Annotated in this window: 18 protein-coding genes and 2 pseudogenes; 8 read left to right on the top strand and 12 right to left on the bottom strand. The window is 64.6% G+C overall.

Going from position 1 to position 19,178, the window contains the following annotated elements; genetic code table 11:
* Window positions 1-91 precede the first annotated feature (91 nt).
* On the top strand, window positions 92-646 hold the full coding sequence (locus B2246_RS23525) for a hypothetical protein (protein WP_035880967.1): 555 nt from the start codon (window positions 92-94) through the stop codon (window positions 644-646).
* Window positions 647-704: 58 nt separating this feature from the next.
* On the opposite strand, the gene B2246_RS23530 is transcribed toward B2246_RS23525, so the two are convergent.
* From B2246_RS23530 to B2246_RS23540, 3 genes are all read right to left on the bottom strand, one after another.
* Window positions 705-1,274 (bottom strand): AAA family ATPase, encoded by a 570-nt coding sequence (locus tag B2246_RS23530; protein ID WP_186426791.1) that lies wholly within the window; start codon window positions 1,272-1,274, stop codon window positions 705-707.
* Window positions 1,271-1,471 carry a DUF2905 domain-containing protein gene (locus tag B2246_RS23535; protein ID WP_186426792.1) on the bottom strand — a complete coding sequence of 67 codons (201 nt, stop codon included), beginning with the start codon at window positions 1,469-1,471 and terminating at the stop codon, window positions 1,271-1,273. The genes B2246_RS23530 and B2246_RS23535 overlap by 4 nt, the downstream gene beginning before the upstream one ends.
* 200 nt (window positions 1,472-1,671) lie before the next feature.
* Window positions 1,672-2,478, bottom strand: coding sequence for an IclR family transcriptional regulator (locus B2246_RS23540; protein WP_008648315.1), 807 nt, complete (start codon window positions 2,476-2,478; stop codon window positions 1,672-1,674).
* Window positions 2,479-2,602: 124 nt separating this feature from the next.
* Between B2246_RS23540 and B2246_RS23545 the strand changes: the two genes are divergently transcribed.
* From B2246_RS23545 to B2246_RS23560, 4 genes are read left to right on the top strand one after another with little or no spacing between them, the layout of a single operon-like run.
* Window positions 2,603-3,598, top strand: a complete 996-nt coding sequence (locus tag B2246_RS23545) for a Bug family tripartite tricarboxylate transporter substrate binding protein (protein ID WP_008648316.1) — start codon at window positions 2,603-2,605, stop codon at window positions 3,596-3,598.
* A 19-nt stretch (window positions 3,599-3,617) separates the two neighbouring features.
* The gene (locus tag B2246_RS23550) at window positions 3,618-5,141 is read left to right on the top strand and encodes a class I adenylate-forming enzyme family protein (protein WP_008648317.1); all 1,524 of its coding nucleotides are present in this window, start codon (window positions 3,618-3,620) and stop codon (window positions 5,139-5,141) included.
* Complete coding sequence (locus B2246_RS23555; protein ID WP_008648318.1) at window positions 5,138-5,932, top strand: citryl-CoA lyase; 795 nt, start codon at window positions 5,138-5,140, stop codon at window positions 5,930-5,932. Before B2246_RS23550 ends, B2246_RS23555 begins: the two co-directional genes overlap by 4 nt.
* Window positions 5,929-6,738, top strand: coding sequence for an SDR family NAD(P)-dependent oxidoreductase (locus B2246_RS23560; protein WP_286881117.1), 810 nt, complete (start codon window positions 5,929-5,931; stop codon window positions 6,736-6,738). The genes B2246_RS23555 and B2246_RS23560 overlap by 4 nt, the downstream gene beginning before the upstream one ends.
* Window positions 6,739-6,786: 48 nt before the next feature.
* On the opposite strand, the gene B2246_RS23565 is transcribed toward B2246_RS23560, so the two are convergent.
* From B2246_RS23565 to B2246_RS23595, 7 genes are all read right to left on the bottom strand, one after another.
* Window positions 6,787-7,572: a heme ABC transporter ATP-binding protein gene (locus B2246_RS23565; protein ID WP_008648320.1), complete on the bottom strand. Its 786-nt coding sequence runs from the start codon at window positions 7,570-7,572 to the stop codon at window positions 6,787-6,789.
* Between the two features lie 28 nt (window positions 7,573-7,600).
* Window positions 7,601-8,569: a FecCD family ABC transporter permease gene (locus tag B2246_RS23570; RefSeq protein WP_035880982.1), complete on the bottom strand. Its 969-nt coding sequence runs from the start codon at window positions 8,567-8,569 to the stop codon at window positions 7,601-7,603.
* A gap of 29 nt (window positions 8,570-8,598) precedes the next feature.
* On the bottom strand, window positions 8,599-9,450 hold the full coding sequence (locus B2246_RS23575; protein WP_035880984.1) for a heme/hemin ABC transporter substrate-binding protein: 852 nt from the start codon (window positions 9,448-9,450) through the stop codon (window positions 8,599-8,601).
* An 18-nt stretch (window positions 9,451-9,468) separates the two neighbouring features.
* Window positions 9,469-10,503: a hemin-degrading factor gene (locus tag B2246_RS23580; protein WP_035880986.1), complete on the bottom strand. Its 1,035-nt coding sequence runs from the start codon at window positions 10,501-10,503 to the stop codon at window positions 9,469-9,471.
* Between the two features lie 23 nt (window positions 10,504-10,526).
* The gene (locus tag B2246_RS23585; RefSeq protein ID WP_035880988.1) at window positions 10,527-11,873 is read right to left on the bottom strand and encodes an HmuY family protein; all 1,347 of its coding nucleotides are present in this window, start codon (window positions 11,871-11,873) and stop codon (window positions 10,527-10,529) included.
* 36 nt (window positions 11,874-11,909) lie between these two features.
* A complete protein-coding gene (locus B2246_RS23590) occupies window positions 11,910-13,790 on the bottom strand; it encodes a TonB-dependent receptor plug domain-containing protein (protein ID WP_234819133.1) in 1,881 nt (626 codons plus the stop codon).
* Window positions 13,791-14,265: 475 nt separating this feature from the next.
* Window positions 14,266-14,703, bottom strand: a complete 438-nt coding sequence (locus B2246_RS23595) for an aminoacyl-tRNA deacylase (protein WP_008652122.1) — start codon at window positions 14,701-14,703, stop codon at window positions 14,266-14,268.
* A 271-nt stretch (window positions 14,704-14,974) separates the two neighbouring features.
* Between B2246_RS23595 and katG the strand changes: the two genes are divergently transcribed.
* Together katG and B2246_RS23605 are read left to right on the top strand one after the other, a co-directional pair.
* The gene (gene katG, locus B2246_RS23600) at window positions 14,975-17,155 is read left to right on the top strand and encodes a catalase/peroxidase HPI (RefSeq protein WP_286881114.1); all 2,181 of its coding nucleotides are present in this window, start codon (window positions 14,975-14,977) and stop codon (window positions 17,153-17,155) included.
* Window positions 17,156-17,296: 141 nt separating this feature from the next.
* Window positions 17,297-17,481: pseudogene (locus B2246_RS23605) on the top strand (transposase); the annotation flags it as partial.
* 4 nt (window positions 17,482-17,485) lie between these two features.
* On the opposite strand, the gene B2246_RS23610 reads toward B2246_RS23605, so the two are convergent.
* A complete protein-coding gene (locus B2246_RS23610) occupies window positions 17,486-17,923 on the bottom strand; it encodes a PaaI family thioesterase (RefSeq protein WP_286881113.1) in 438 nt (145 codons plus the stop codon).
* Window positions 17,924-18,090: 167 nt separating this feature from the next.
* Here B2246_RS23610 and B2246_RS23615 point away from each other — a divergent pair, with 167 nt between their 5' ends.
* Window positions 18,091-18,954: a helix-turn-helix transcriptional regulator gene (locus B2246_RS23615; protein WP_286881257.1), complete on the top strand. Its 864-nt coding sequence runs from the start codon at window positions 18,091-18,093 to the stop codon at window positions 18,952-18,954.
* Here the strand turns inward: B2246_RS23615 and B2246_RS23620 are convergent.
* Window positions 18,929-19,048 (bottom strand): annotated as a pseudogene (locus tag B2246_RS23620) (IS5/IS1182 family transposase); the annotation flags it as partial. The gene B2246_RS23615 and the pseudogene B2246_RS23620 overlap by 26 nt on opposite strands.
* Between the last annotated feature and the right edge of the window lie 130 nt (window positions 19,049-19,178).

Genomic DNA, 19,178 nt, shown 5'->3' on the forward strand with positions numbered 1-19,178 from the left:
CAAGGTGGGATTTGGTTCTTGCGGAATTCTTCCGTAGTCCGTTGAGGGCACGGATATCAGCAGAGCCCATACAACCCACTGGAAGAGAATCATGAAGCAAAGCAAGTTTGCCCTCGTTGCCGCCATCTGCGCGGCGGGCGTTCTTTTGACCGGATGCGAGACCACGAACTCGATCCCGTACAAGGCATCCGCCTCGAACGTTATCGCCATCCAGCAGAGCCTGCAGTCGAATAAAGTCAGCGTCAGCGATGTCGGCATGGCGCAGGGCGTCGACGAGAGCCCGCTGTGCCGTCTGATGGGTCCGGTCAAGGTGGCGCCGGGCAAGACGCTGTCGCAGTACATCAAGGACGCCTTCCAGGAAGAACTCCTGATGGCGCAAGCCTACGATGTGAAGGGTGCCCCGATTCAGGGCCGTATCGAGGAACTGAGCTTCAGCTCGGTGTCCCCGGCGTACTGGCAGATCACGATGGCCGTGCAATCGCCGGCGGACAAGGGCTACAAGGTCTCGGTCAAGTACCCGTTCGACACGAGCTTCACGGCCATGGGCGCGTGCAAGAACGTGGCGGATGCCTTCGGCCCGGCCGTGCAGGAACTGCTCAAGCAAGTCGTGACGAACCCGCAGTTCCCGAAGCTGTCCGGCAAGTAAGCCATCGAAGCAAGCCGTCCGGGGCACGCTCCCTTCCGCTCCTCACGGAGGGTGGCGTCTAGCCCTGGAGGGTATTCAGGACGAAATCGGCACGCTCGGCAATGCTGGCCCTGGGGATGATGCGAACGTCATACCCGAGCGCTGGATAGGCTTCGAGCAGCCGCGTGTACTCCGCGGTGGCGGCGTCGAGGTCATGGCGGCGCTCGGCGTCCTGAACGTAGATTTCCGGCCAGGGTGGCGTCAGGAATACGACCCGATGGTACGGCCGGATCTGATGCACGAGCGGCGCGAGTTGTGGCTTGCCACTGACGTGCTGAAGCGCGACGAACGCGTCGACCAGCCCCCGATCGAAGAAGATCCATTTCCCTGGCTCACCCGGCTCACTGAGCCCAACCCGGCCAGCCGACTGTTCCAGCGCGAGCAGGTCGGCACGCGCCATGGCGAACACGCGGCGCAGAAAGGCAGGCATGTCGACCCATGGCAGCGCGTTGCCATGGCGGGCCGTTTCTTCCATGACGACGCGCCGCCCTGGTTCTTCCACCACGGGATAGCCACGCGCTCCGAGTTCGCTCAGCAGCGACGATTTCCCGCCACCCGAGCAACCTGAGATCACGACGCACTGGCTCATCGCCGTAGCAGCCAGAGCACCAGCGACAGCAGCAGCGAGATCAGGATGCAGGTGGTGATGGGGAAGTAGAAACTGAAACCGTCGCGGACGATCCGGATGTCACCGGGCAGCCGCCCGAGCGGCAGCCGCGACAGCCAGGGCCACGCGATTGCTGCGACGAGGAACAGGCAGCCAAGAATCAGAAGCAGACGTTGCATGACGGAGACGGTTGGGCGCAGGGCCGAAAGCGGTGGGGAAGGGAATGCGGCCTGGCGGGATTGCCGGCGGGCGGCGCTTCCCTGGTTCGACCGGCTGTGTGGAAGAGGATTCCCGAATGGAACGGGCAGGCCAATGATCATGCCCGTAAAGCGGCGGAGTGTCGACCTGGCGTTCCGCCAGGTGAGTTGCTACGGCCCGGCTACAGGCCACGCGGCAGCAACGCCGCCACCGCTTCGCGCATCACCCGGGCCAGCAACTGCTGCCGCTCGCGCGGCATTCGCGCTAGCGTGGTGGCCACGCTGATGCCAGCCACGGGCTCGCCATCGCGATCGTGCACGGCCATGCCCACGGCCAGTGCGCCGCGCGTGGCGTGATTGCCGATCACCGAGTAGCCGCGTTCGCGCGTGGCGCGGATCAGGATGCGCATCCGGTCGGGCGTCATGCCGCCGTACTGGTCCAGCACACCAGCATTGGCGGCGATCACCTCGTCGACGGTGGCATCGGGCAGCGCTGCCAGCAACGCCAGCCCTGCGGCGCCAACGCCCAGCGGTTGCCGGGTGCCCACCTGGATGACCAGCACCTGCACGGGATGGGTGCCCACGTGCCGCGCGATGCAGCGCGACAACGCGCCATCGCGAACCACGCCGAAGGCGGCATCGCCGCACGCCTGGCTCACCCGCGTGAGCACCGGGCCCAGCTTTCCAGAAAGGTCCGTCGATTCCCCACGCTGCGGCATTGCCGCCAGACGCGGACCGCGCACATAGCGAAATCGTCCGTGCTGGACCACATATCCGCAGTCGATCAGCGTCGCCAGCAAGCGGTAGACCGTGGGCCGCTCCAGGCCGGCCGCGCGGCACATGTCGATCACCCGGAGACCATCCTTGCCGGCTGCCAGGATGGCGTCGAGCAGCGTCAGGCCGCGTCGTAAGGCACGGGTGCCTTCCTCGGAGGTCGAAGATGAAACGTCCGCCTGCCGGACGTTTCGATTCGCAGTGCGAGATGTCATGGGAAAGAATTTGCGGGCCGGAAAGCAGTCCGCAGTATGCCGCAGCCGCGCCGCAAGGTGCGGTGGGCAAATCGAGCAGACGGGCGCGTTCCGGGCACGACCATCCAACAAGGAGACAGCACTCATGACTTTCTGGAACGCGGCGCGCAGGCGCCTGTTGAGCCACGCCCTGATCAGTGCCGCGCTTGCGTGCGGCGTTCCCGCCGCCCAGGCGGCCGATTCCAGCTTTCCCACGCGCCCCGTGCGGCTCGTGGTGGGCTATGCCGCCGGAGGCGCCACCGACGTGCTGGCCCGCCTGGTAGCGCAGAAGATGGGCGAGGCGCTGGGCCAGCCGATCGTGGTGGAAAACCGCGCCGGCGCCAATAGCAACGTGGGCGCCGAAGTCGTGGCCAAGGCGACGCCGGACGGCTACACGCTCTACGTCTTCACGATCGCGAACACGATCAATGCCACGCTCTACGACAAGCTCGGCTACGACCCCGTACGCGACTTCGAGCCCGTCGGCATGATTGCCAAGATCCCGAACGTGCTGGTGGTCAACCCGAAGTTGCCGGTCAAGACCGTTGCCGACTATGTGCGGTTGGCCAAGGAGTCGCCCGACGGTATGACGTTCGCGTCGTCGGGCAGCGGATCGTCCATTCACCTGTCCGGAGAGATGTTCCGCAGCCGCAGTGGCGCCAACATGCTGCACGTGCCTTACAAGGGGAGCGCGCCGGCCGTTACCGATCTGCTGGGCGGGCAGGTGCAGTCGATGTTCGACAACGCGCCGTCCGCGCTGCCGCACGTGAAGTCCGGCAAGTTGCGCGCCATCGCGGTCACCAGCGCCCAGCGCATGCCGCAACTGCCTGACGTGCCCACGGTGGCGGAATCCGGACTCCCGGGCTTCGATGTGCAGTCCTGGTTCGCCATCGCCGCGCCGACGGGGACGCCCAAGCCGGTGATCGACAAGCTCAACACGGCACTGAACAAGGCGCTCAACGCATCCGAGGTACGCGAGCGTATGCGCGACCTGGCAGCCACGCCCGAGCCGGGTACCCCCGAGCAACTCCGTACCTTCACGATGTCCGAGATCAAGCGCTGGCACGACGTGGTCAAGCAATCAGGCGCGCGTGTCAACTGAGGATTCCCAAGGACCCCCCATGCTTCCGATCGAACTGTTCTGGCGGGCCGCCGACCGCTGGCCCGACAACGTCGCCATTGACGCCCCCGGCGGCAGCCTGCGCTATCGCGAACTGGCCGGCCAGGTGGCGGCGCTGGCCACGCATTTCATGACGCTCGATCCCGCGCCGCAGAGTCGCGTGGGTATCTGCGCCGGCAACTCGGCCGAGCACATCGTGGCGCTGCTGGCGGTGCTGGCCAGCGGCAAGATCTGGGTACCGCTGAACCCGAAGAGCACCCAGCCCGAGTTGCGCCGCATCATCGACGCCACGACGCCGAGCATCGTGGTACTCGATGCCGCCTGCGAAGCGCTGCTGGGCGACGCACCGGGCACGCGGCTCTACACGGGTCATGCGTCAGATAGCGCAGACGTGCTGAGCGCCGTTGTTCTCCGGTATCCCGATGCCACGCGCCCGGCGCTCGACCTGAACCGGGACGCCACGCAGGCCATCAAGTTCACAGGCGGGACCACGGGCGCGCCCAAGGGCGTCATGCAGCCGTATCGCGCCTGGATGACCAATATCGTCAACCAGATCCACGCCTGGGGTTTCACCGAGGCGGATCGCTATGTGATGGCCGCGCCGATCACGCACGGCACGTCCACCTACGTCATGCCGATCCTGGCGCAGGGCGGTTGTCACGTGATCATGGAAGGCAGCGGGGCAGAAGCGGTGCGCGCCACGTTCCGTGACCGCGCCGGCACGGTCTGCTTTATGCCGCCCACGCTGATCTACATGCTGATGGCGCTGCCCGGCACATCGCGCGTCGACTACCCGGCACTGCGTCGCCTGATTTACGGCGGCGCGCCGATGCCGCCGCAGAAGATCCAGCAGGCGCGCGAATTCTTCGGGTCGGTGGTGGCCACCACATATGGCCAGACCGAGGCGCCGCAACTGCTGACGGTGATCGGCCCCGACGATCTGGCTGACGAGCGCCGCATGGCATCGGTGGGGCGCGCCACGTGGTTCAGCGAGGTGGCGATCATGTCCCCGGACGGGCGTCTGCTGCCCCGTGGCGAGGTGGGCGAAGTGGTGGCACGCGGCGACCTGGTCATGACCGGCTACTGGAACCGTCCGGACCTGACCGCCGCGACCATTGTCGACGGCTGGTTGCATACCGGGGATCGCGGCATGTTGGACGCGCAGGGTTTCCTGTACCTGAAGGACCGCCTGCGCGAAGTGGTGATCACTGGCGGCTTCAACGTCTACCCGATCGACGTGGAGAACGCGCTGGGCCAGCACCCGGCCGTGCATGAATGCGCGGTGTTCGGCGTGCCCGACGACAAATGGGGCGAAGCGGTCCATGCGGCCGTGCAATTGCGCGAAGGATGCGCGGTGCAGGCCATCGAGCTGATCGCGTTCGTGCGCGAGCGGCTCGGTCCGGTGCAGACGCCAAAGCAGATTCATTTCCACACCAGCCTGCCGCGCTCCACCGTCGGCAAGGTACTCAAGAACACCGTGCGCGACCAGGCGCTGACGGCATTGCAAACCGGAGACCAAGCATGAGCCAACAAGACAAGCCGGTGACCCGGCTGTGCACCCACACGCTGACCAGCCTGCACTATCGCGACGCGAATCTCGTGGACGACCTGCTGGGAAAGAAGACCTTCACCGAAGTCATGCTGATGCAGATCCTCGGCCGCACCCCGCGCCCGGTGGACATGCGTATCGCCGACATGGTGCTGGTGGTGCTGATGGAGCACGGCCTGACGCCAAGCGCCATCGCCACGCGCCTGATCTACATGAGCGCGCCGGAGAACCTGCAAGGCGCCGTGTCGGCGGGCCTGCTGGCGGTTGGCAGTTCGTTCGTCGGCACGATGGAGAACTGCTCGACGTTGCTGGACCGCATTCTGGCGGCGCGGGACCCCGATGCCGAAGCACTGGCCATCGCCCGCCACTACAAGGAAATGCGGGCGGCCGTGCCGGGCTTCGGCCATCACCTTCACAAGCCGGTGGACCCGCGCGCGTACAAGCTGCTGGAACTCGGCGATGCGGAGCCGGATCTGGCCGGCGCGCATATCGGTGCCCTGAGGCGCCTGTCGGCGGCGGTTGATGAAGTGGCGGGGCGCCCGATCACGATCAATGCCACGGGGTCGGTGGCCGCGTTGCTCGGCGAGATTGGCGTGCCGACGGCGGTGATGCGGGGGTTCGCGGTGATCTCTCGCGCGGCTGGGCTCGTGGCCCATATCGTCGAGGAGCAGCAGAGCCCGTCGGGACGCTATATCTGGGACGTGGTCGAGGAGGCCATCCCCTACGTCGGCAATGTCGGCAACGCGCCGCACGGAGACCACGCATGAACGCGCTGCCGCTCAGTCTGGCGGATTGCACCGTGTTTGTGGCGGGCGGTGGATCGGCGGGCCCCGGCTGGAGCATCGGGCGCGCCGCCAGCGTGACCTATGCCCGGCTTGGCGCCCGCGTCTGCGTGGTGGACCGCGACGCCGCCTCGGCCGCGGAGACGACGGCGCTGATTCGGGCCGAGGGTGGCGCGGCGGAGACTTTCGTCGGCGACGTGGCGGAAGAGGCGGAGATCGCGCGCCTGTTCGCGGAGGCGCGCGAACACTTCGGCCCCATCGATGTGCTGCATCACAACGTTGGTATTGGCAAGACCGGCGGGCTTCTGGATACCGATGTGCGGGATTTCGATGCGGCCCACAACGTGAACGTGCGAAGCCTGCTGCTGGCGTCGCAGCAGGTGCTGCCGTCGATGGTCGAGCGGGGCCGGGGTGCCGTCGTCACGGTTTCCTCGGTGGCGGGGTTGCGCTATATCGGCTATCCGCACCTGTCGTATAGCGTCAGCAAGGCCGCGCTGATCCAGTTCACGCGGATGATCGCGCAGCAGTACGCGGGCAGCGGCATCCGTGCGAATTGCGTGGTGCCGGGTTTGATCGACACGCCGCGCATCGCCCATACCGTGGCGAAGCAGTTCTCGGCGGACAGTCTCGACGACGCCCGCGCGGCGCGTGCAAGACAGGTGCCGATGCAGCGGATGGGCACCGCGTGGGACGTGGCACACGCCTGTGCGTTCCTGGCATCGGATGCGGCGGCCTACATTACCGGCACCGAGCTGGTGGTCGATGGAGGGATAACCGGGAAGTACGCATAGGTGCCTCCCCCATGGGCGCCGCTCAGCCGCTCAGCCGAATCAGTCGAATCAGCCAAACACCACCATCGGCACGCCCCGGTGAACTGGCGATTCCATGACGGTGGCCGGAATGCCGTACACCGTGGCGAGGTTCGGCGGGGTCAGCACGTCGGCGGGGGTGCCGCTGGCCACGGTACGGCCGTCGGCCAGCAGCACGAGCCTGTCGCACCAGCGGGCGGCCAGATTGACGTCGTGGAGCACGACCAGCACCGCCAGGGCGTCGGTACGGCACAGGTTGCGCGCCGTGCCGAGCAGCAGCAACTGGTGCCGGGGGTCGAGACTCGAAATCGGTTCATCGAGCAGTAGCGCGCGGTAGCTGTCGGCCGTGCGGCAGGCCAGCACCTGCACCAGCGCGCGGGCGAACTGCACGCGCTGCTGTTCGCCGCCGGATAGGCTCTGGTACGAACGCGTGGCCAGATGCCCGACATCGGCCAGCGTCAGCGCGCGGTCCAGCAGGGTATCGAGCGCGTGCTTGCCCATCTCTGGAAACGGATAGCCGCCCATCGCCACCACCTCCGTCACGCCCAGGTCGAAGCCCAGACCGGGCGATTGCGGCAGCACCGCACGGCTACGGGCCAGTTCGTCCACAGGCCAGTCCGTCAATGCCCGGTTGCCGAGCGACACCGCCGCGTCGTCGCCGGGCAGTTCACCTGCCAGCGTGCCGAGCAGCGTGCTCTTGCCGGCGCCGTTGGCCCCGAGCACGCCGACCATCTCGCCGGCCGGCAGGTTCAGGTCGATACCGGACAGGATCTGCCGCCGTCCGCGGCTGCATGAAAGATTGCGGGCAATCAGCATGTCAGGTTCGTCAGGTTCATTAAGCTCGTCAGGTTCTTTTGCGTGTCAGCATCCAGAGCAGGAAAGGCCCGCCCACCAGGCTCGTGACGATGCCGATCGGCAGTTCCGCCGGAACCACCACCGTGCGTGCCATCCAGTCACCCAGCGTCAAGGCGATGGCGCCGCCCGCCAGTGTGTTCGGCAGCAGCCAGCGATGGTCGGCGCCCAATGCCAGACGGATCAGATGCGGCACGACCAGTCCCACGAAGGAAATCGTCCCCGTGACGGCCACGATGGGCCCTACCAGCAGCGCGGTAAGCACGATCAGCCGGCGGCGGAGCTGCTTCAGGTCGAAACCGATGTGCTGGGCTTCCCGTTCGCCGAGCAGCAGCGCGTTCATCGCGCGCCAGTCACGCATGAGCAGCGCGCAGAGCACGGCTACCAGCGGCACCAGCCACGCCAGGATTGACCACGTCGCGCCAGCAAGGCTGCCCATGTTCCAGAACGTCAGGTTGCGCAGTTGCACGTCGCTGGCCTGATAGGTGAAGAACCCAACGACGGCCGCGCAGATCGCATTGATGGCCACGCCGGCGAGCAGCAGGTTGGCCGCGCCCGGGCGCCGTGTGCCAAGCACGTAGGCGAAGGCGGTGGCAATCAGGCTGCCTGCGAATGCGGCGGGCGCGACGCTGCCGAGCCCTTCGGCGCCCAGCACGATCGCGGCCACGGCACCCGCGGCACCGCCCAGCGAGATCCCGATCAGTCCTGGCTCGGCCAGCGGATTGCGGAAGAGCGCCTGCATCACCGCGCCGGACAGCGCCAGCGCCGCGCCGGCGGTGATGGCCAGCACGATGCGCGGCAGCCGCACCTCGATCAGCACATTGCGCCAGATGGCATCGTCTCCTTCGGCGGCAGGTGACCAGAGCAAGGGCACGAGCTTGCCGTGCGGAATCGACAATGCCCCGCTGGCGGCTGCCCAGAGCGCGGTGATCACGAGCATGACGCACAGGGCGGCCAACATGCCCGGCCTTCGGCCACATTGGCCACGCATCATCGTGCCGCCACCTGCCGACTGGCAAGACCGTTGCGCAGCAGGCGCAGCGCCTCGGGAAGGCGCGGACCGATACTGAGCATCAGCAGATCGTCCATCACGACGATGCGCTTGTCGCGGGCCGCTGGCGTGGCACTCAGGCCCGGCTGCGCCAGGAACGCGTCGACGCTGCCGACAGCGTCGATCGACATCGATGTCGTGACGATAACGTCCGGCCTGAGCGCCGCCGCCGCCTCCGCCGAGAACGGCTTGAAGCCACGCTGGCCGGCCAGCACGTTGGTCGCGCCCAGGAGCTTCAGCATGGCGTCGCCGGCGGTGTTCTCACCCACGGCCTGCATCCGGCCAGTGTGGCTGCTGACCATCAGCACCCGCAGCCCTTCCGCAGACGGCTTGATGTCACGGAGTTCGGTGTGCAGTTTGTCGACCAGCGCCTGACCTTGCTTGGGTACATCGAGCGCCGCCGCCACGCCGAGGATGCGCTGGTCCAGCGCGGCCAGCGTCGGCTCGGACGGCACCACCACTACCTTGCTGCCCAGCTTGCGCAATTGCTCCAGCGCCTGCGGTGGGCCGGCATGGTCCAGCGCCAGCACCAGATCCGGCTTCAGGCTGACCACGCCTTCCACAGAGAACGCGCGATAGTAGCCAACCTTCGGCAGCTTCTGCGCGGCGGGTGGATAGATGCTTGAGGAATCGACGCCGACCATGCTCTTGCCGCCATCGAGCGCATAGACGATCTCGGTGGCCGGGCCGCCGAGCCCGACCACGCGGGCCGGCGGCCCGGCGTTGGCAATGCCGGCTGCGCATAGCAGCGGTATAAGCGCAGTAATGAGTGCGGACTGCAGGATTTTCATGCCAAGCCTCCTGGACAATCAGGCCGCGAGTGCCTGCGGGCACAGCGACTCGAGCAGATGGCGCCATTCCGGCAGTTCAGGCTGCCCGGGTTTGCGCTCGCCGAAGAACTGGACAATCATCCCGCCATCCTCACCGTACAGTTCGAGCGACGTCACCCAGCCGTCCACCGTGGGTTTGTTGACCACCCAGCTCGACGCCACTGCCTCGGTGTTCAGGTGCAGGTTGAAGGTGTCATCGAGCACGTTGAACCATGGCCCCGTCCGCAGCAGCTTCTTCACGGCGCCGGTGTGGATCTGCACGATGCCGCGATTGGCGACGAAGCACATGATCGACAGGCCCGTGGCGGCGGAATGTTCCAGAACGGTCTCCACGGCACGCTTGTCCACCGGTTGTGCCAGATCCGGGCCGACCGCGCGCAGCGCGCCCAGCCGCGATACCTTGAACTGGCGAAGCATCGCAAAGAAGTCGTGCGTGTCCTTGAGCGCGCACCAGTGCGCGCGCAGGGCCTCGCCGTCGGCGGGAGCGTCCGCTTCGTCGATCCGGTCAAAGCCCTCGACCCGCACCGGCGCGGTCTCCTGCGCGGCGTGGCGGTCGATGTAGGCCGACCACGCGGTGGCATCGGTCTGGTCGGTGCGGTAGATCTTGTGTACCGCCTCGCCCGCCTTGTCGAAGAACTGGATGCTGTCGCGGCCGTTTTCGGTTACGGCGTAGAAGTGCTTCCAGCCACCGAAGAACATGCGCAGGTCGATGTCCGGCCCCAGCACGATGCCGACCGGGCCATTCGCCTCGATGCTCTGATATTGGCCGTGACGCTCGTGCACGGCATGGTCGTTGCGCGAGAGCGCCATGACCGACCCCAGCGTGCCGAGATCGCGGAACAGCGCCTGCGCGGTTCCGCCCAGTTGACGTGATGCGACGCCACAGCCTGCCGCCACCAGTTCTGCTTCGGTCACGCCGAGGCGCTGCGCGCGTTCGCGGATCCGCAGCTTTGGATGTTCTTCGACCAGGGCGCCGTGGCGTTGGCGCAGGCTGTCGATGTTTTGCTGTTCCATGTTCGTGTCTTCGGAAGGGCTGATCAGGGCTGGACGTCGAAATTGATCGTCCAGGTCTGGGTGCTGCTGTTCACGTTCGGGTCCGCGTAGGCGATCTTCGTCAGGTGGAAGCGCGCGTACGTGGTGCCCTCGCCACCACGGATCAGGCCGCCGGCATCGCTGTTGGCGCTGATCAGGTGGGCGACGGAAGGCAAGCCGTTGGCGGCGGCAGCAGCGGCAGTGGGGTAGTACGTGTACCAGCCGAAGCTCATCGGATTCGGATAGCTACCGGTATAGGCGGGGTTCAGCACCGATGCGGTGGCGTCCTTCTTCCACGCGCTGGCCGAGGCCGGCAGCGCGAGGTCGGCAGCCGTCAGATCGGCCAGGGTGCTGGCGGCGTTGCCGGTGTTCGTGAACATCGACGCCACCGGCTTGTTCGACGTGTCATAGAAACCGGCCGGCGTCTTGGCCAGGAAGCCCGCCACGGTGCCGGTGCCCGACTCTCCGCCATTGAGCTTGATGCTGTAGCGGTTGAAGGCGATATGCCATGTGCCACTGGCGGTGCTGACTGCGTTCGCCGCGAGGTCGTAGTAGACCCAGTCATTGCCCGACGCATTGATCGTGGCCGTCCGCACGTTGCCGGGGGCGCTGCGGTCGATGTAGCGGATCGACGGATAGCCCGAGGTCGTGCCACCGGCGCCGCCGTAGTAGCCCGTGACCTGCAGCGCGAACACCGGCGACGCTACCGTGCCAGTGGTATCGGCCGACGCGCTGTTGGCTGTGATCAGGAATGTGCGGAAGGTGGGGTAGAGCGAGTGGTCGGTTGCGGCGCCGGTCACGCCGTACTCGAACACCGCGGAGGCGATGTCGTTGGTGCCGGAGAACACGCCGCTGGCGGAGTCCTTCAGGAAGACGGTGGCAGGCAGCGCGCCGCTTACAGGGTCGGTGGTGGCGTTCTTCCATGCGGACAACGCGGTCCAGGTATGGTCGAACGGGCCGCCGAACGCGCCACCGTTGCCGGTGCCGCTGGTGCCGCTGTTGGTCCAGAGCGAGGCGCTCATGCCGTTCGTGCTGCTCTTGACCTTCAGGTCCCACGCAGTGCCCGTGCAGTCGACTTGTGCCTTGGCGTTGAAGTCGTAGCAGACCGATGCGTTGGCGGCCGGCAGCTTGAACGTCCATTCCGCGGTTTGGGTGAAGGCTGACGTGGTGGCCGGCGGCGTGGTCGTGCCTCCGGTGCCGCCGGTAGTGCCGCCTGTCGATCCACCCGTGGAGCCGCCGGTGGATGTGCTGCTGTCATCGCCACCGCCGCCGCAGGCGGCCAGGGCCATCGTCAGCGCGGCAGCGCCGAGCAGGCGCAGCGTGGTGTGATGCGATGCGAGTCTGGCTTTCATTGTTGATTTCCCCGTTTGTCTCTGGTTTGTTTCTGATTAGCGGGCGACGTCCACGTTGAAGCGTGCGCCCAGATAGATGAAGCGGCCCGCCACGGGCCCGAAGTCACTGGCATTTGCGAAATCGCGTTGGCGGTTGAACAGGTTGTTCACGCCGACGAAAGCGGTCACGTTGCGGCCGAGCTTCTGGTTCAGCACCAGATCCAGCGTGCCCCAGCCGGGCGAGCGCGCGCCGGTGGCCGAGTCGGTCAGCTCGCTGCTCTGGAAGCGCGCCCGCGCGGATAGCTCGGTGGCGGGCAGTACGCGCCAGTCCGCGCCGACGCGGCCCATATGCCGCGGCCGGCGGGTCAGTTCGCTGCCTGTGTTCAGATCCTCGGTCGACGTGTAGGTGTAGGCGGCTGTCAGGTTCAACTGGTTGGTCGCGCGCCAGCGCAGCGCCGTCTCAGCGCCCTGGGTGCGGGCGCGCGCCACGTTGCGGTAGGTGTAGACCGCGATGCCGTTGACCATCGTGAAGTTGGTCATGTCGGTCTGGATCAGGTCCGTCACGTGGTTGTAGAACAGGTTGGCATCGAGCGTGACGCGGTCTCGCCACGTGAGTTGTCCACCGAGCTGGAAGCTGTTCGACGATTCCGGCTTGAGGTTCGGGTTGCCCAGGACGATGTAGCCAAGCGAGCTGTGATCGAACAGGTAGTGCCGCTCCTTCAGGTTCGGCACGCGGTAGCCCTGCCCGTAGTTGGCGCGCAGCACGCCCTTCCAGGTGTCGTTGGACAGCAGGTTCGCGCGTACGCCCACCTTGGGCGCGAAGTGCGCGCCGAAGTCCGAGTCATGCTGGCCGCGCAGGCCGACAACCATTTCCCACGTCTCGTTGAAAAGGATGTCGTTCTGCAGGTAGAGCTCGCCGGCCTGCCGTTCGGCGCTGCCCTTGCCGGCCAGTTCGGACGTGCCGTTGACGTTCTGGTCGAGCGTTTCGCGGTGGAAGTCGCCGCCGAACTGCCAGAGCTGTCGATACCAGGCTGGCATGTCGAACTGCGCGGAGACATGGTCGGTCTGCTGCGCGGCATTGCGCGTCGCGGTCTGGAAGCCGTTCGAATACTCGCGCGAGGTGCTGTCGTAGGTCTCGTGCACCCCGGCCAGGCGGGCGCGCACGCCATTGTCGAAGCGCCATTGGCCGCCATATGTGTAGCGGTTGCGATCGATGTCTTCGGTCTTGCGCTGCGGGACGTAGTTGGGCGGCGCGTAGTACTGGTAGCGTTGTTCGTCGGTCTCGCGATAGGCGCTGGCATCGAACCAGAAGCTGCCGGCGGTGCTGGGCAGCCATTCGAGGCGGCCGGCATACTGCTCGCGGCGAATCTTGTCGCCGTGCCGTGTCCAGCCGTCGGGCTCCACGGCATAGCCCTTGTTGTCGAGCGCGTCGGCGGTGACGCGTGCGCGGAACTGTTCGTTGCCGCCTTCGAGCCGGATGTTGCCATGCAGGGAACCGGGCGAGCCGTCGGCGTTCTGGCTGCCATAGGTGCCTGCATCGGCCGTTGCGGCAGCCGAGAATCCGCGCGAGATGGGCCGCGTGATGACGTTGATCACCCCGCCCATGGCCGAGCTGCCGTACTGCGCGGAACTGGCGCCCTTGACCACCTCGACGTGGTCGACTTCGGCCAGCAGGTACTGGGAAACGTCAACGGTCGACCCGGTGCTGGCCGTGATCGGCAGGCCGTCGATCAGGATCAGCACCTGGTCGCTGGTCATCCCTTGCAGGGTCACCTCATAGCCGGACTTGCCGTGGATCTCGCGCAGCTGCAGGCCGGGCACGTTCTCCAGCGCGTCCTTCAGCGTGCGTGCGTGCGTGCGTTCGATCTCCTGACGGTCGACGACCTCCGTGCGGATCGGCGTTTCATCGAGTGTTTTCTCGGAACGGGTGCCTGTCACGACGACTGTAGGCAGTGGGTCCGCTGTGCCAACCGTTTGCGCCCGGAGGTGGGGCGTGGACGAGAGCAGGGTGCCGGCGACGACGGCGAGGCATTTCAAACGCATATCGGAGGGGGCGGCTCACTGCCAGATCAAATACAAATAGAAGTACGAATGATAACGATTCGTATTTAAATTGTAAATTTACTTACATGTTGTGTCAGGTAGACACGGACGCAGCAAAAAGTGACTGATGCGTTCCGTATAGCTCGCGGTCAGACGATTTGGGGAGAGATACGGATGCGTGAAGGTCGCATCGTGAAGGCTGGGAATGCGCCAGCAGGCACACCAGCGTCAGGGGATTTGCGGCGCCCGGTCCTCAGGCGCGTGGGGTTTCGCAGGCAGGCGGGCAAAGGGTCGCCACCCGGTGGTACCGGCAATTTATGCCGATGGCACCGGGGGATTGCAGGCAATTCGTCCGCGCTTCGGGCCTGCCCTACATATCCCGGTGCGAGAAGTGCCCGCGTTGCGCGTCAGCCATGAGGTCGACGAACTGGTCGGTACTCATGTGCACCAATGCCCGGTGGTCGCCCGCTTCGAAGTAGACATCCGGATGCGAGAGCAGGCTGTCGTCCAGCCAGGTCTGCGTACCATAGGCCATCGCGACAGGCGGAATCGCGCCACGGCTGCAGTCCCTGAACACCTCGCGCACGCCGCAATCGCGGGCAAGCGATAGTTGGCGGCCGGTCTGCGCGCGGATCTCCGACAGTTTCAGGTGGTGCGTCGAGGGAATCACTGCCGCGACGTAGCCGCGCTGATCTTCCAGCAGGACCGTCTTGGCCAGCCGATCCCCGGTGCTACAGGGGCGATCCACGGTGTCGAACCGGCTCTGCCGGTTGTGAAGGCACCTAGCCAGCGTGCTAGCCATGGCCATGATTGCATCCTCCGACGCGCCTATCGCGACTGTTGTTCTGGTACTCCCCACTATAGAAGTCCTGCTGCCAGGCAGGGACATCCGCCCGCCGCCGGTACGCCTGGATTGTTTTAATTTCTTCGGTACGCTGGCATCGCGTTCTAGGATGGTAGGGCAGCTGTGATGTCCGATACAGCCCGGTATCCGTGGCGGTCCTTCAGGGGGCTCCGGATGCGGGCGAGTGGCTGAGGCATGGTGTTACGTTGAGTACGGTCGATCAAAGGAGACTCGCATGACAACTGAAGCAAAGTGCCCATTTCTACATCCCGCCGGCGCCGGCCGGGCGCTCCAGGAATGGTGGCCCGAGCGCCTGAATCTGCATATCCTGCGCCAGAACGCTCCGTTGTCCGATCCGATGGGAGAGGCCTTCGATTATGCGAAGGCGTTCAACAGTCTCGACCTCGCGGCGGTCAAGAAGGATCTGGAAGCGCTGATGACCGATTCGCAGTCCTGGTGGCCGGCGGATTTCGGGCACTACGGCCCGTTGTTCGTCCGGATGGCCTGGCACGCGGCAGGTACCTACCGCATCGGCGATGGGCGTGGCGGTGCCGGCGCTGGCCAGCAGCGTTTCGCGCCCACCAACAGCTGGCCGGACAACGTCAGTCTGGACAAGGCACGCAGGCTTATCTGGCCGATCAAGCAGAAGTACGGCCGCAAGATCTCGTGGGCCGACCTGATCGTTCTGACCGGCAATGTGGCCTTGGAGTCGATGGGGTTCAAGACCTTCGGATTCGGCGGCGGACGCGAGGATGTCTATGAGCCGGACGAGTCCGTCTACTGGGGCAATGAAGCCGAGTGGCTGGCGGACAAGCGTTACAGCGGTAAGCGGAACCTCGAGAATCCGCTGGCCGCGGTGCAGATGGGCCTGATCTATGTAAATCCGGAAGGCCCCAATGGCAACCCGGACCCGGTTGCCGCAGCCATCGACATCCGCGAGACGTTCCGCCGCATGGCCATGAACGACGAGGAAACCGTCGCACTGATCGCGGGCGGTCATGCCTTCGGCAAGACCCATGGCGCCGGCCCGGCGTCGCACGTGGGGCCAGAGCCCGAAGCCGCGGGCCTCGAGGAACAGGGCCTTGGCTGGCGCAGCAGCTTTGGCACCGGCAAGGGCGGTGATGCCATCGGCAGCGGCCTGGAGGTCATCTGGACCACTACGCCGACGAAGTGGAGCAACGACTTCTTCAAGCACCTGTTCGAGTACGAATGGGAACTGACGAAGAGCCCCGCGGGCGCGCATCAATGGAAGCCCAAGGGCGATGCCGGCGCCGGCACCGTGCCCGACCCTGCCGACCCGTCGAAGCGCCGTTCGCCCTCAATGCTGACGACCGATCTGTCGCTGCGCTTCGATCCGATCTACGGCAAGATTTCGCGCCGGTACTACGATCATCCCGATGAACTGGCCGACGCATTCGCACGGGCGTGGTTCAAGCTGACCCATCGCGACATGGGGCCGCGCGCGCGCTACCTTGGCCCGGAAGTTCCGAAGGAGGAGCTCCTGTGGCAAGACCCCATCCCGCCGGTCGATCATCCGCTGATCGACGCAAAGGATGTCGCCGCGCTCAAGGCCAAGGTGCAGGCCTCGGGGCTGACGGTACCGCAACTGGTTTCGACGGCGTGGGCGTCGGCTTCGACGTTCCGTGGCTCGGACAAGCGTGGTGGCGCCAACGGCGCGCGCATCCGCCTGGCCCCGCAGAAGGACTGGGACGTCAATCAGCCTGCCGAACTGGCGAAGGTGCTGGCCAAGCTGGAGAGCATCCAGAGCGAATTCAACAAATCGCAGAGCGGTGGCAAGAAGGTCTCGATGGCTGACCTGATCGTGCTGGCCGGATGCGCGGGCGTCGAGCAGGCGGCAAAGAGCGCCGGGCAGGATGTGACAGTGCCGTTCTCGCCGGGACGCATGGACACTACGCAGGAGAAAACGGACCTGGATGCGATGGTGGTGCTGGAACCCATCGCAGATGGCTTCCGCAACTACCTGCAGGGCAAGTTCTCGGTCCGGGCCGAGGCTTTGCTGGTGGACAAGGCGCAACTGCTGAAGCTGACCGTGCCGGAGATGACGGCGCTTGTCGGTGGACTGCGGGTGCTGGGCGCCAATTTCGGCAACTCGCAGCACGGCGTCTTCACGAAACGCCCTGGCACGCTGACCAACGACTTCTTCGTGAACCTGCTCGACATGGGCACGGAGTGGAAGCCAGTGTCGGAGGAAAGAGAGGTGTTCGAGGGCAGCGACCGGGCGACGGGCACGCCAAGATGGACCGGCACGCGCGTCGATCTGGTCTTCGGCTCGAATTCCGAGCTGCGGGCGGTTGCCGAAGTCTATGGTGCCGCGGACGCGCAGGAGAAATTCGTGCAGGACTTCGTGGCGGCGTGGAGCAAGGTGATGAACCTGGACCGCTTCGATCTCAAGTGACAGCCGCCGTGGGGTAGGTGCACAAGGGAATCGCTGATCAATGAGGTTCGCGCTTGATGTTGCACAAGCCTAGGACTTCAGGATTCGCAATGCGGGAGAGATGGGCCGATTCGGATCGTCTCTCTCGCGTTGCGCACCTTTCGCCATGAGGAGCGGGTCGGTTTTTTGCTGTGCTGTCCAGGCGCTGGGAAGTTGAGCGAACCTTTGGCTGGATGATCCGTTGGCGTTGGCTGGTCAGGGATTACGAGCGGCGAACCGACGTATCGGAAGCTATGGTCTATATCGCGATGGGCGGCTTGCAGCTACGCAGAATCGCCCATACTTGAATTTTCAAACGGACGTCTTAGACGTCCGAACCAGTAATGTTGTGTTACCTTTAGCAATCAACTTGCCTTCCTGAAGCAGGTCCGCTTCAACGAACGCGACGCGGTCACCCAATGCAATCAGACGACCTTCGGCACGGATGGCGCCTTCCCGCGCCGCAGCGATAAACTGGACTTTCATCTCCATGGTCAGTGCGTGCTCTCCTTGATCAAGCGACGTGAGTGTGGCAATGCTCATTGCCTCATCCAGCATTGCAGACAGCATGCCGCCTTGCACCTTTCCCGCTGGATTCAAGAATGCCTTGTCAGCGTTGAACGAAAGACTCACCGTCCCGCGCGTCGCGCCAACAACCTCAAGACCAAGCAATCTCGCCGCGGGCGGGATGGGCAGCCTCCCGTTCGCGATCATCGCAAAGAGACTCTTCTCGGAAATAGGTTCCTGCATATCAAGTCCTTTTACTAAGCAAGTTGGTGGGAGGATGGAATCGGGTAATACCGATACTAGCGACGGAGTTTGTGGTGCCCAATAGGCTTCGTTGTACTATTACTTCCAGTACCACGTCACGCAATGTGTCTTCCAAGCAACCTTGAGTAAGGAGCAACTTCGTGGAGATGCAGGAGGACCAGAGATCGGCGAAGCCGAGGGCGGATCTGAGCGAGTTCCTCAGAGCAAAGCGCGCGGAGCTCAGCCGGGATGACTTTGGAATCTGCCATACGGGCAGGATGCGCTCGAAAGGGCTGCGCCGAGAAGACATTGCGTATTTGACGCACGTGAGCCTGACTTGGTACACGTGGCTGGAACAAGGGCGTGACATCAGCGTCTCGCCAAGACTGCTATCAAGGTTAGCGAGCACATTGCGGCTCAACGAGGCCGAGCGCCGCTATCTGTTTCGACTCTGCGGATTGCAGCCAAGTACTGGTCGTAATCTACTTAAGAGACAGGATGTCAGCCAGGGGTTAGTTCGCCTATTGCACGCGATTCGCGGCGCCGCATTTGTGATCAACATGCGCTGGGACATTCTTGCCGCAAATCACTATGCGGAGGCTCTTTTCGGAATTAATCTCTCGTCACTAGATCATGCCCCAAATGTACTCTCGTTGATTTTTCTCGATGAACGACATAAAGGCTTGATGCAACATTGGGAGCGAGACGCCAGAAAAGCCGTCGCAAAGTTCCGACTCGATCTGATCGAAGCAGATATTCCGGAGATGGAAGAGCTAGTTGCTGACCTGAAAATGAAGAGTGCTTCGTTCGATCTGTTTTGGCGCGATGCAGAAGTGGCTTCTCGTTTGGAAGAAGATCGAGTTTTCGTGCACCCTCGTGTTGGAGAACTGAAGCTGGGATACACACTGTTCGATGTCGGGGATCGACAGGATCTGCGTTTGAACGTGTATGTACCGACCGATCCACTCAGTGAGCTGCGGCTTGATCAGCTACTGAGAGACGGATTCAAAAACACGGATCTATTCGTCTGAAGATGTTCCAGCAGATGATCGAGCAATCGAGTGTGAGAAATGCTTCGTGAATGTCGGCCAGACGCTCGAAGCGAATGCGAAGACCCCGGTTGTTCAGATCGTCAAGGCTAACAGTTTGTCGAAAAGGTTAGCAGTCCCGAACGCGGTCTTCTTGAGTCCTTCTCATTACGATAGCCGCAAGGTTGCAGAAACAGCAGGGCCGGTCGATGAGACCGGCCCTTTTT

Source organism: Cupriavidus sp. UBA2010, assembly GCF_002335265.1.
GTDB classification, from domain to species: domain Bacteria; phylum Pseudomonadota; class Gammaproteobacteria; order Burkholderiales; family Burkholderiaceae; genus Cupriavidus; species Cupriavidus metallidurans.